Source organism: Streptomyces spinosus (genome assembly GCF_020400655.1).
GTDB classification, from domain to species: domain Bacteria; phylum Actinomycetota; class Actinomycetes; order Streptomycetales; family Streptomycetaceae; genus Streptomyces; species Streptomyces argyrophylli.
In genome coordinates this window covers 641,461-654,009 of record NZ_JAINRC010000002.1, presented here as the reverse complement: position 1 = coordinate 654,009, position 12,549 = coordinate 641,461, and the positions used below count along the sequence as shown (strand labels likewise).

7 protein-coding genes are annotated in these 12,549 nt (G+C 74.6%); 3 read left to right on the top strand and 4 right to left on the bottom strand.

The window, feature by feature from the left end:
• Positions 1-315 precede the first annotated feature (315 nt).
• Positions 316-867: a MarR family winged helix-turn-helix transcriptional regulator gene (locus tag LG395_RS06900; RefSeq protein ID WP_171154966.1), complete on the bottom strand. Its 552-nt coding sequence runs from the start codon at positions 865-867 to the stop codon at positions 316-318.
• A 122-nt stretch (positions 868-989) separates the two neighbouring features.
• Here LG395_RS06900 and LG395_RS06895 point away from each other — a divergent pair, with 122 nt between their 5' ends.
• Positions 990-2,267, top strand: coding sequence for an MFS transporter (locus tag LG395_RS06895; protein ID WP_225808802.1), 1,278 nt, complete (start codon positions 990-992; stop codon positions 2,265-2,267).
• An 87-nt stretch (positions 2,268-2,354) separates the two neighbouring features.
• Here LG395_RS06895 and LG395_RS06890 read toward each other — a convergent pair whose 3' ends face one another.
• Entirely contained in the window at positions 2,355-4,007 is a 1,653-nt protein-coding gene (locus LG395_RS06890) for an ATP-binding SpoIIE family protein phosphatase (RefSeq protein ID WP_171154965.1), read from the bottom strand.
• 132 nt (positions 4,008-4,139) lie between these two features.
• Positions 4,140-5,519 (bottom strand): NAD(P)/FAD-dependent oxidoreductase, encoded by a 1,380-nt coding sequence (locus LG395_RS06885; RefSeq protein WP_225808780.1) that lies wholly within the window; start codon positions 5,517-5,519, stop codon positions 4,140-4,142.
• A gap of 376 nt (positions 5,520-5,895) precedes the next feature.
• On the opposite strand from LG395_RS06885, the gene LG395_RS06880 reads away from it, so the two are divergent.
• Positions 5,896-6,672, top strand: coding sequence for a TetR/AcrR family transcriptional regulator (locus LG395_RS06880; RefSeq protein ID WP_171154963.1), 777 nt, complete (start codon positions 5,896-5,898; stop codon positions 6,670-6,672).
• Positions 6,673-6,928: 256 nt separating this feature from the next.
• Positions 6,929-8,884 (top strand): sigma-70 family RNA polymerase sigma factor, encoded by a 1,956-nt coding sequence (locus LG395_RS06875; RefSeq protein WP_225808779.1) that lies wholly within the window; start codon positions 6,929-6,931, stop codon positions 8,882-8,884.
• Here the strand turns inward: LG395_RS06875 and LG395_RS06870 are convergent.
• Complete coding sequence (locus LG395_RS06870) at positions 8,871-12,302, bottom strand: AfsR/SARP family transcriptional regulator (RefSeq protein ID WP_443743006.1); 3,432 nt, start codon at positions 12,300-12,302, stop codon at positions 8,871-8,873. The two genes, LG395_RS06875 and LG395_RS06870, sit on opposite strands and share 14 nt — an antisense overlap.
• Positions 12,303-12,549: the final 247 nt, after the last annotated feature.

Below are 12,549 nucleotides of genomic sequence, written 5' to 3'. Positions count from 1 at the left end.
CCTATCAGATCCTTTCGGCGTCTGATCCCCGGTCAGCGGGGTTCGTCTTCCCGGCCGTTGGGCCGTTCCGACGTCTCAAACCTTAGCGGATCCGCCCGGCGATTCCCAATCGGGCCGCCGAGTCCCTATTCGAATTGAATTCGGGCACGCCGAAATCAACCCGTAGGAGGGATCGTGCTGAAGGTGTGAGGGGTGCCGCTCCAGGCGGCTGAGGTGCTACCGAGGAACCGTTACGGCTCCGCGGCAACCCGAAGAACTTTACGGATCGCGCAGGGGCGTGTCAACACCCCCCTGTCAAGATCTTTTCTGCGGCTGTCAGTCCAGGTCGGTGAGCCGGCCGCCGGCGTCCGGCTGGGCGTGCTCCACCCTGCGCAGCAGCCTGGTCAGGACCTCGCCGAGCACCCCGCGCTCCGCGGGAGTGAGGTCCTGGAGCAGGTCCTCCTCGAAGACCGTCGCCAAGCGCATCGCCTCCAGCCACTTCTCGCGGCCCTCGGGCGTCAGCTCCACGATGACGCGGACGCGGTTGGACTCGTCGCGCTCCCGGGTGACCAGTCCCTCGGTGACCATGCGGTCGATCCGGTGGGTCATCGCGGCCGGGGTGAGCCCGAGCCGCTTGGCCAGCTCGCTCGGGCCCATGCGGTACGGGGCGCCGGAGAGGACCAGTGCCTTGAGGACCTCCCACTCGGCGTTGCTGATGCCGAGGGCGGAGGTCTGGCGGCCGTAGGCGACGTTCATCCGGCGGTTCAGCCGGGACAGCGCCGACACGATCTTCTCGACCTGGGGGTCCAGGTCCTGGAACTCGCGCTGGTAGGCGGCGATCTGTTCTTCGAGCGTCGGCTCCGTGACGCCGCCGGGGGTGTCGGCCATGGACGCAGTATCCCACGGAAGCCCTTTGCTTTGAAGTCCTTGAGCATGTACTCTTTAGCTTTGAAGTTTAGCTTCGAAGTCTTCACGTCTAACTAGTGAGAGAGGTGAACGTGACCAGGGCGATGGGCGCAGCGATGCGCCGGATCCACGTGGGCAACGCACTCAGCGCGTTCGGACTGGGCTTCACCGTCCCCTACCTGTACGTCTATGTGGCGCAGGTGCGGGGTCTGGGAGCCATGACGGCGGGTCTCGTGCTCGCCGTCTTCGCCGTGGCCGCGCTGATCGTGCTGCCGTTCGCCGGCCGGGCGATCGTGCGGCGCGGCCCGCTGCCGGTCCTGCTCGCCGCCCTGGTGACCGCCGCCGTGGGCGCGCTCAGCCTCGGTCTGGCGGGCACCGCCGCGAGTGTGCTGCTGTCCGCCGCGGCCCTCGGGGCCGGACAGGCCGTGATGCAGCCGGCGCTGGCGACGATGATCGTGGACTGCTCCTCGGCGGACACCCGCTCTCGTGCGTTCGCGATGCAGTTCTTCCTGCAGAACCTGGGGCTGGGCGTCGGCGGTCTCATCGGCGGCCACCTCGTCGACACCACGCGCGTGTCGTCGTTCACGCTGCTGTTCGCGATCGAGGCGGCGGTGTTCCTGCTGCTGGTCGGCGTGCTGGCGACCGTGCGGATGCCGCGCTCGCCGCGCCTGGCGGACGCTCCGGCGGGGTCGGCGAAGGGCAGCTGGAAGCAGCTGCTCGGGAACCGGGCGATGGTGCAGCTGTCCGTGCTGGGCTTCGCGATCTTCTTCGCCTGCTACGGGCAGTTCGAGTCGGGGCTGAGCGCGTACGGCGTGGAGGCGGCCGGGATATCCACGTCCGCCCTGGGGACGGCACTGGCCGCGAACACGCTGATGATCGTGGTCGCCCAGTTCGCCGTGCTGAAGTTCGTGGAGCGGCGCCGGCGGTCCCGGGTCATCGCCGCGGTGGGTCTGATCTGGGCCGTGGCCTGGCTGGCCGCCGGGTACGCGGGGCTGGGGCACGGCAGCCGGGAGATGGCCACGGCCGCGTTCGTGTCGACGTACGCGCTGTTCGGTCTGGGCGAGGCGATGCTGTCGCCGACGGTCGCGCCGCTGGTCGCCGATCTGGCGCCGGAGGGCATGGCCGGGCAGTACAACTCGGCGTTCGCGCTGGTCAAGCAGTTGGCGCTGGCCGTCGGTCCGGCGGTGGGGGGTCCGCTCGCGGCCTCGCTGCACGGGCCGTACATCGTGACCTTCCTGCTGTTCTCGCTGGGGATCACCGTTCTCGCGCTGCGACTCGGGCGGCGGCTCACCGCCGTGCAGGACCGGCCCTGGCTGGCGCGCGGGACCCGGGTGGTCACCCGGGGCGGGGCGTCCACGGGACCGGTGCCCGCGGACGCGTGAGTCCGCGGTGCGTCACGGCCGTCACCTCCGGGTGGCGGCCGTCGTCGTGTGCCGGGCGTGTCGCTCAGGGGACGCGCCGGCAGCCGGTCAGTGCTTCGCCTTCGGCAGGACGAACTCGCACCACACCGCCTTTCCGCCGCCTGGGGTGCGGCGGCAGCCCCAGCTGGAGGCGATGGTCGCCACGATGGCGATGCCCCGGCCCGACTCGTCGCCGGGCTCGGCGCGGCGGCGCCTCGGCAGGTGGTCGTCGCCGTCGGTGACCTCCACGATGAGGCGGCGGTCGGTGCGGCGCAGTCGCAGCCGCATGGGCGGGATGCCGTGCTGGAGGCTGTTGGCGACCAGTTCGCTGGTGGCGAGGACGCCGAGGTCGTGCAGTTCGGCGGGGAAGCGCCAGCTGGCGAGGACGCCGGAGGCGAAGGCACGCGCGCGGGGTGCCGCTTCCACACCGCCGAGGAGTTCGAGGGCCGCGTTGCGGAAGAGGTCGCCGTCGGGGCCCGTCCGCGCGGGGTGCTGGAGGACCAGGACGGCGACGTCGTCGTCGTGGTCGGCGGTGACGCCGGCCGAGCGGACCAGACGGTCGCAGACGACCTGGGGGCTTCCGGTCGCGCCGGCGAGGGCGCCCTCGAGCGCGGCGATGCCCTCGTCCAGGTCGGCGTCGCGGCGCTCGACCAGGCCGTCGGTGTAGAGGACGGCCGTGGAGCCGGCGCCGAGGGCGATGGAGCCGGACGAGTGCATCCAGCCGCCGGTGCCCAGCGGCGGGCCGGTGGGTTCGTCGGCGCGGGAGACCGTGCCGTTCTCGTCGCGGACCAGGATCGGCAGGTGACCGGCGGACGCGTACACCAGGCGGCCCTCGTTCGGGTCGTGGACGGCGTACACGCAGGTGGCGATCTGGTTGGCGTCGATCTCGGCGGCGAGGCCGTCGAGGAGTTGCAGGACCTCGTGCGGGGGCAGGTCGAGGCGGGCGTAGGCGCGGACGGCCGTGCGGAGCTGACCCATGACGGCGGCGGCCCGCACACCGCGGCCCATGACGTCGCCGATGACGAGGGCGGTCCGGCCGCCGCCGAGGGTGATCACGTCGTACCAGTCGCCGCCGACCGCGGCCTCGGTGCCGCCGGGCTGGTAGGTGGCGGCGATGCGCAGGTCGTCGGGCTGTTCCAGCTCCTGCGGGAGCAGGGAGCGCTGGAGGGTGACGGCGGTCTCGCGCTGGCGGCGCTCGCTGGCGCGCAGGCGCTCGGCGGCCTCGGCGTGGTCGGTGACGTCCGTGGCGAAGACGAGCACGCCGGCGTCGCGGTCGCCGTCCTCGGCGACGGGGGTGCAGGTGAAGGTGTACGAGCGGCCGTCGACGGCCTTGCGGGACTTCAGGGTGCGGGGCCTGCCGCTGCGCAGCACCTGGTCGAGCAGCGGGAACAGGCCCAGTTCGGCGAGTTCGGGCAGGGCCTCGCGGGCGGCCACGCCGGTGGCGCGGGCACCGAAGGCGGCGGTGTAGGCGTCGTTGACGTAGGCGACGCGGTGGTCGGGGCCGTGGACGAGGGCGACGAGGGCCGGGACGCGTTCCAGGACGTCACGCGCGGGCAGTTCGTCCACGGCGGGTACCGGGGCTGTGCCGTCGGCGGGCTGTTCGGCGCGGGCCGCGGGCACGGAGCCTTCCCCCCGCCGGTCCGGGGAGACCGCCGTCTCGGTCCGCGCGGTGGCGCGGCGCTGCGTTCCGGGGAGCCGGGCGCTCCAGCGCGTGAAGTTCACTTGGGGAAAGCCTCGTGGGTGCTAGGGCGGGCGGGCGCCCGTCCGACGTCGTAGGGCAGTCTGGCAGGGAGCGGGCCGCGACGGGCGACAACCGTCAGACGCCGGGGCGGGCCGCGGAGTTCCTGAGTCCGGTCAGGACGACCCCTTCGGGTCGTCGGAGGGGTTGTGCGGAGGCTTTCCACCGGCCGCGAGTTCGAACTCCGCCCGGGGGTGTTCGAGCGAACCGAGCGAGACGATCTCCCGTTTGAAGAGGCCGGCGAGGGTCCATTCGGCGAGCACCCGGGCCTTGCGGTTGACGGTGGGCACCCTGCTGAGGTGGTACACGCGGTGCATGAACCACGCAGGGTAGCCCTTCAGTTTGCGTCCGTAGACCTGTGCGACGCCCTTGTGCAGGCCGAGGGAGGCGACCGAGCCGACGTACCGGTGCGCGTACGTCTCCAGCGGCTCGCCGCGCAGGGAGTGGACGATGTTGTCGCCGAGCACCTTGGCCTGGCGGACCGCGTGCTGGGCGTTGGGGGCGGTCTCGGTGCCGGGTTCGGCGGCCGTGACGTCGGGGACGGCGGCGGCGTCGCCGGCGGCCCAGGCGTGCTCGGTGCCGTCGACGGTGAGCTGGGCGGTGCAGCGGAGCCGGCCGCGGCCGGTGCGCGGCAGGTCGGTGGCGGCGATCAGCGGGTGCGGTTTGACGCCGGCCGTCCACACGACCGTACGGGTCGGGAAGCGCTGGCCGTCGCTGAGCACGGCGACGCGGTCGGCGCACGACTCCAGGCGGGTGTCCAGCAGCACCTGGATGTTGCGGCGGCGCAGCTGGGTGACGGTGTAACGGCCCATCTCGGGGCCGACCTCCGGGAGGATGCGGTCGGTGGCCTCCACGAGGATCCACTTCATGTCCTCGGGGCGGAGGTTGTGGTAGTAGCGCGCGGTGTAGCGGGCCATGTCCTCCAGTTCGCCGAGGGCCTCGACGCCCGCGTAGCCGCCGCCGACGAAGACGAAGGTGAGGGCGGCGTCGCGGACGGCCGGGTCGCGGGTGGAGGAGGCGATGTCCATCTGCTCGATGACGTGGTTGCGCAGGCCGATGGCCTCTTCGACGGTCTTGAAGCCGATGCCGTACTCGGCGAGGCCGGGGATGGGCAGGGCGCGGGAGACCGAGCCGGGGGCGAGGACGAGTTCGTCGTAGCCGAGGAGTTCGGCGGTGCGGCCCTCCTCGGCGGTGGCGAGGGTGGTGACGGCGGCGGTGCGTACGGCGTGGTCGATGGAGGTGACCTCGCCGACGACGACGTGGCAGTGGTCCAGGACGCGGCGCAGCGGTACGACGACGTGGCGCGGGGAGATCGAGCCCGCGGCGGCCTCGGGGAGGAACGGCTGGTACGTCATGTAGGGATCGGGGGTGACGACGGTGATCTCGACCTCGCCCCTTCGCAGCTCGGCTCTCAGCTTCCGCTGGAGGCGCAGGGCCGTGTACATCCCGACGTAGCCGCCGCCGACAACCAGAATGCGCGCACGTTCCTTCACCATCCCATGACGCACCCGGCGCTGTTGTTTGTCCACAGCCCCGACAATTTGTGTGACCGGCGGCCGGGCGTGCGCACGGCCGGCCGTGGCGTCCGCGCGGGACGAAAGGGGGCAGGTCAGCGGGGGCGGGCGACAAGGTGCGAAGGGCGGGAATCGGGATGTATACACCCCGTACTCCGATCGGGGGGCGCACTGTACGGAACCTGCCCCTTCTGAATTGACTTCCTCTCAACTATGTTCGTGTGTCGACGGGGTGTAGGGAATGTGGTCGAACGGGTCCGCGACGGGCGGATCCGGTCGGGACCGATGCCGCTTCCGCGCACCTCGCGTTCAGTGGCGGGGAGTCTCCGGGGGGAGACGTCATTACCGGGGGAAACACATGCATGTTCAGGACACGCATTGGGCATCGGCGGCAGCCGTCGCGCCCGGCGGCAAGGCGATGAGCGCGGCGGTGGGCAGCGGACGCGCGGACGCCGCGCGGACGACCCCGCTGCGGGTGGACGCACAGCGCAATCTGGAGCACGTGCTGCGTGCGGCGCGTGAGGTGTTCGGCGAGCTGGGGTACGGCGCGCCGATGGAAGACGTGGCGCGGCGGGCCCGGGTAGGGGTCGGCACGGTGTACCGGCGCTTTCCCAGCAAGGACGTGCTGGTCCGGCGGATCGCCGAGGAGGAGACGGCCCGGCTGACCGAGCAGGCCCGGGCGGCGCTCGGGCAGGAGGACGAGCCGTGGTCGGCGCTGTCGCGGTTCCTGCGGACCTCCGTGGCGTCGGGGGCGGGGCGGCTGCTGCCGCCGCAGGTGCTGCGGGTCGGCTCCGCCGCTCCGGGTGAGTCCGGTACGGCCGGTGACGCGGTCGGCCTCGTCGGAGAGGCCCGGGTGCCTCAGCAGCGGGTGCAGTCGGGGAGCGGTGAGTTGCGGCTCGTGGCGCAGGAGGCCGCGGTGGCCGACGACGCCGGGGCCGGGGCGCTGCTCGACGTGGTCGGGCAGTTGGTGGACCGGGCCCGGGCGGCGGGTGAGCTGCGGACGGACGTGTCCGTGGGGGACGTGCTGCTGGTGATCGCCACGGCGGCGCCGTCGTTGCCGGACGCGGCGCAGCAGGCGGCGGCGTCGGCGCGCTTGCTGGACATCCTGCTGGAGGGGCTGCGGTCCCGGCCGTAGCCGGCTCGCACCTCGGCCTCGTTTCCGGGGCGTTCCTTCTCCCAGCAGCACCCACCGGACCACCCGTGCGCCTGGAGCGGTCGGGTGGTGCCGGTGGCCCCTGCGGGGCGTGCGCCCCGACGGGTGTTCGGGGTGGTGTGGGGGCACGTGCGCTCGGACGAGTGGATGGAGTGCGCGCGGGGGCTTCCGGGGGAGTGCGGTGTGGCAGGCTGACGGCTGACGGGTTGGGCTGGGCCGGGGTCGGGGGCTGTCCGCGATGGGCGTTGACGGGTGGGACGGGTCGCGCGGTGACGACGGGGACGCGGAGACCCGGGAGCTGACCTCGCCCCAGGTGCCGCACCAAGGCGGGCCGCCGGCCCCGTCCGGCGGGTCCCGTGACGGGAGCGTGCCGGCCCAGCGTGAGGCAGGCGTGCCGCCGCCGCGCCGGGAGACGCCGCCCGCCGACGCCGAGCTGATCGAGCGGATGCGCGGTGGTGACGACTCCGCCTACGAGGAGCTGTACCGACGGCACGCGGACGCGGTACGGCGCTACGCCCGCGCCTGCTGCCGGGACGGGCACACCGCCGACGACCTCACCGCCGAGGTGTTCGCGCGGATGCTGCAGGCGGTGCGGGGCGGCTCCGGGCCGGAGCACGCCGTACGGGCCTATCTGCTGACCTCCGTCCGGCGGGTCGCCGCCCACTGGGCGAAGTCCGCCCGGCGGGAGCAACTCGTCGACGACTTCGCCCTCTTCGCCCAGCAGGCCGCCCGGGTCCCGGACGCCGCGGAGGGCACCGCGTTCATCGGCTCCGCCGCAGCGGACCTCGGTCTGGCCGCCGACGTCCGCGCCCTGCGCGAGGCCGAGCGGTCCATGGCCATGCGGGCCTTCCGCTCGCTGCCCGAGCGCTGGCAGGCCGTGCTGTGGCACACGGAGGTGGAGGACGAGTCCCCGAGCGAGGTGGCCGTCCTGTTCGGGCTGGACGCCAACGGCACCCGGGTCCTCGCCAGCCGCGCGCGGGAGGGGCTGAGGCAGGCGTACCTCCAGGCCCACGTCAGCGCCGCCCTCTCCCACGACGAGGAGTGCGCCCGCTACGCCGACCAGCTCGGCGGCTACGCCCGCCGCAAGCTGCGTGTCCGTGCCGAGCGGGGGCTGCGCAAGCACCTGGAGGAGTGCGCCGGGTGCCGGCTGGCGGCGGCGCAGATCGAAGAGGTCGCGAGCGGTATCCCGGCGGTCGTCCCGGTCGCGGTCATCGGCTGGTTCGGGGCCGCCGGGTACGCCAAGGCCCTCGGGATCGTGGCCGGGGGTGCGGGGGCGGGGGCGGCCGGCGCCGCCGCGGCCGGTGGCTCGTCCGGCGGGGCGAGCGGTGGGGGCGGGGCCGCGGCGTCCGAGGGGCTCGGGGCGCCGGTGAAGGCCGGCATCGCCGCCGGTGTGGTCGTGGTGGCCGCCGCCGCGGTCGCGCTGGCCCTGGTGCACGACGGCCGTCCGACGAAGGAGGTCGCCCAGCCGGCGCCGGACCCCTCCCCGTCCGTGTCCGCACCGGTGGTACGGCCCGGGACGCCCGCGCCCGCACCGCCTCCCTCCACGTCCCCGCCGAAGCCGAAGCCCGTCGCCCTCGCCCCCGAACCGGCGCCGGCACCCGTAGGCACACCCGCCGGCAAGCCCACCCACAGGCCCGCCGCCCCGCCAACCCCGGCGGAGCCGGCCCCCGAACCCTTCCCGACGCCGTCAGCCACCCCCACGCCGAAGCCGGAACCCACGCCCGAGCCGACCTCGACGCCCACCCCACCGCCGGCGCCCACCGTCTACCAGCTGAGCGAGCTGCGCTTCGACGTCACCGGTGACGGCACCCGGCCCGAGATCGCGCTCGGCGAGAGCGGCTGGGTGTGGCGGCGGTACGGCCTGTCCGTCGGCGGCGAGCGGTACGCGCGCGGGGTCACCGTCCACGGCGACTCCTCCGTCACCGTCGTCCTCAACCGGCAGTGCACCGCCTACGACGCGCTGGCCGGCGTGGACGACCTGACGCTCGGCCTCGGCAAGGTCTCCTTCTCCGTCTACGCCGACGGGGTACGGCTGTGGCGGTCCGGCCTGGTCAAGGGCCGCGACCCGGCCGTCCCCGTCCACGTCGACCTCACCGGGCGCGCGACCGTACGGCTCGTGGTGGAACCGCACGGCGGCGCCTTCGACCGGGCGGCGCTCGCGGACTGGGCCACGTCCCGGTTCACCTGCCGGTAGCCGGGCCGCCGCGTGATTCCGCGGCGGCCGGCGCCGCGGCACCCAGCTCGCGCAGGACGTCCGCCACGCCGAAAGAGGCACCCCGGGCGCACTCGGCGGCATAGCGGCCGGCCGGGAGGGCCGTGCGGGCCCCGGCGCGCACCCGGGCGGCCTCGCCGCGCTCCGGTTCGGGCCGTTCCAGGCCGTCGCGCCAGCGGTCCGCGGCGGCGAACAGCCGCAGCGCGCCCGGCAGATCGCCGAGCCGGGCCAGCAGACCGGCCGCCACGTCCACCAGACCGGCCGTGATCGACTCGGCGCACTGGTGGTCCACGGCCTCCCGCAGGGCCGCCGCCAGGACCGGCAGCCCGTGCGCGGGCCCCGACTCGTCGGCCGCGAGCAGTGCCTCGACCATCCGCAGGGCCGCGACGAACTGCGGGGGCGGGGTGCCGTCCCGGATGACCACGCGGGTCGCCTCGTACAGCTCGCGGGCGTGCGCGTACTGGTCGTCGTGCAGGGCGATGTGGGCGCGCAGGAGCAGGACGAAGGCGCGGGACTCCGGTACCGCGAACCGGTCGGCGGCCGTTCCCGCCTCGTCCAGCGCGGCCAGCGCGGCCTCCCGGTCGCCGGAACGGTAGGAGATCTCGGCGAGCCGGGCCGTGAGGAACGGTGCCTCGGCGTGGGCGCCCACCTCGTGGGCGAGGCGCAGCGCTTCCTCGTACTCGCCGCGCGCCTCCTCGTACCGTCCCCGGGTCATGGCCGCCTCGCCGGCCGCGCTGCACACCTGCGCCCGCATCCAGCGGTCGCCGACGCGCCGGGTGAGCGTCCGCAGCTCGGCCAGGTCCTCGTCGACGCCGAGCAGGTTGCCCGGGGAGTCGACGGTGACGTGGGCGCGGTACATCAGGGCGACCCCGAGCTCCCAGTCACCGCCGTGGCGGCGGCAGTTGTCGACGCACTCCGTCATCAGCGGACGGATGTCCGTCGGACCGCCCAGGTAGTAGGAGGTCAGCGGCCAGATGATGCCCGGGAGCCGGGCGGCCCGCGGTCCCCCGCCCTCGTAGGCCGCCCGCACGCGTGCGAGGTACTCCCGGACCCGCTCGTCGGCCGCGAGGTTCTCCGTGCCCGTCTCGGAGGTGAGGAACAGGTCCAGCATGCGCAGGTCCATCCGCAGTTCGCGCAGCGGGTGCCCGGCCTCCCCGTCGGGGGCGGCGAGGAAGGCGCCCACCGGGTCGGCGGTCTCCGCCCGCGCCCTCACCTCGTCGGCCGGCGCGCCCGGGGGCAGCGTGTCCAGGGCGACGCCCAGGCGGAGCACCTGCCGCACCCGGGCCACCGCCTCCTGACGGTGGTTGCGCAGCCACCAGAACCAGCTGGTGGCCAGGACGATGGCGCCCGCCTCCGCCTCGTCCCCCGCCCGGACCGCGCGGTCCAGGGCCGCGCGGATGTTGTCCAGCTCGGTCTCCAGGCGGGCGATCCAGGGCAGCTGGGCCGCCGAACGCAGCCGCGGCTCCGCCTCCTCCACCAGCGCCCGCACCCACGCGCGGTGGCGTCGCTCGGCCGCCGCGCGCAGCCCGGGGACCTCGGCCGCGCGCTCGGTGGCGTACTCGTGGATGGTCTCCAGCATGCGGTACCGCATGCCGGCGCCGGTGCCGTCCGGGTCGTGCGGGGCGGCGACCACCAGGGACTTGTCGACCAGCGCGCCGATCAGGTCCGCCGCCGGGCCGGTGCACACCGCCTCGGCCGCCGCGAGGTCCCAGCCGCCGGCGAAGACGGACACCTCGCGCAGGACCGTCCGCTCCCGCTCGTCCAGCAGCTCCCAGGACCAGTCCACGACCGCGCGCAGGGTCTGCTGGCGGGGCAGGACCGTACGGCTTCCGGAGGTGAGCAGGCGGAAGCGGTCGTCCAGGCGGTCGGCTATCTGGCGCGGGGTCAGCAGTCTGAGCCGGGCCGCGGCCAGCTCGATGGCCAGCGGCAGCCCGTCGAGCCGACGGCAGATCTCCGCGACGGCCACGGTGTCGCCGAGCACCGCGTCGGCGTCGGGACGGACGGCCTTCGCGCGCTCGGCGAAGAGGCGGTGCGCCTGCTCCGGGACGAGGGGCTCGACCGGTCGCACCGACTCACCGGGCACGCCGAGGGGTTCACGGCTGGTCGCGAGGATCGTGAGCCCCGGGCAGTGGGTGAGGAGGGTCTCGGCGAGGGCGGCCGCCGCGTCGATGACGTGCTCGCAGTTGTCGAGGATCAGCAGCCGGCTGCGCGGGGCGCAGTACTCGACCAGCAGGGCCGTGGGGTCGGCCTGCGGGGTCGCCAGCTCGTTCGTCAGCAGCACGGTCTCGCGCAGACCGAGCGCGCTGACCACCGCGCCGGGCACCGCCTCCGGATGGTCGAGCGGGGCCAGCTCGACCAGCCAGGCCGAGGGGAGGAGTGCGGCGGCCTCCTCGGCGAGACGGGTCTTTCCCGAACCGCCCGGTCCGGTGAGCGTGACCAGGCGGGCCCCGCGCAAGTCGGAACGAATGGCGTCCAGCTCCGGTTCCCGCCCCACGAAGGAGGTCAGGCGGGGACGGAGATTGCCGGTGCGCTCGGGGCGTCGCGGGGGCGTGGGGTGCGACGAGCGCGCCTGGGTCGTGCGCCTGTTCGCGGACTCGGGGGCCTCCGGATGCGCGGGTGTCTCCGGATGCGTGGGTGTCTCCGGATGCGTGGGTGTCTCCGGGTGCGCGGAGGCGTCCGGGGGTTCCTGCTTCAGCAACGAGGTGTGCAGGGAACGCAGTTCCGGGCCCGGGTCGGTGCCGAGGGAGTCGGCGAGGGTGCGGCGGGCGGCCTCGTAGGCGGCGAGGGCGTCGGCCGGGCGGCCCGTGTCCCGCAGGGCGCGGATGAGGAGGGCGTGCAGGGACTCGTCGTACGGGTGGGCGGCGGTCAGTTCCCGCAGCTCCGGTACGGCCTCCCGGGCACGGCCGAGGTCCAGGGCCGCGGCGGCGCGGGCGCGGGTCGCCTCCAGACGCAGGGCCTCGGGACGGGCGGCGGCGGTGCGGTCGGGGAGGTCGGCGAGGGCCGGGCCGTACCAGAGGGCGAGGGCCTGGGTGAGGGTGCGGTGGGCGGTGGCCGGGTCGCCGGCGGCGAGGGCCTGGGTGCCGCTGTGTGCGAGGCGTGCGAAGACGTGGAGGTCCACGTCGTCCTCGGCCGCCTCGAGGCGGTAGCCGCCCGGGGTGGAGGCGATGGTGTGCCGGCCGAGGGTGCGGCGGAGACGGCCGACGAGGGCCTGGAGGGCGGCGGGGGCGTCCTGGGGCGGGTCGTCCGCCCAGATCTCCCCGACGAGGGTGTCGGGGGCGCAGGTGCGGCCGGGGCGCAGGGCGAGGGCGGCGAGGAGCGTCCGCAGGCGCCGGCCGCCGATGGGTACGGGGGTGCCCCGGTCGTCTGCCGCTTGGGCCACGCCCAGGATTCTGTACCGCACCTGGTCATTGTGGCGGGGGGTGCGGGACGGGGCACGGGATTTCGGTCCCCGGGGCGGCGGGGTGCCCGCCGCCGCCCACGGCCAGGGGTGCCACCGAGCCGGCGGCAGCACGGGTCCCGCAGGGGGGCGAAGGCGCGGGGACGCGGAGGCGTGGGGACACGGGGACGCGGAGGCGTGGGGACACGGGGACGCCGAGGGGCGAAGACGCGGGGACGCGAAGACGCCGAGGCGCGGGGACGCCGAGGCG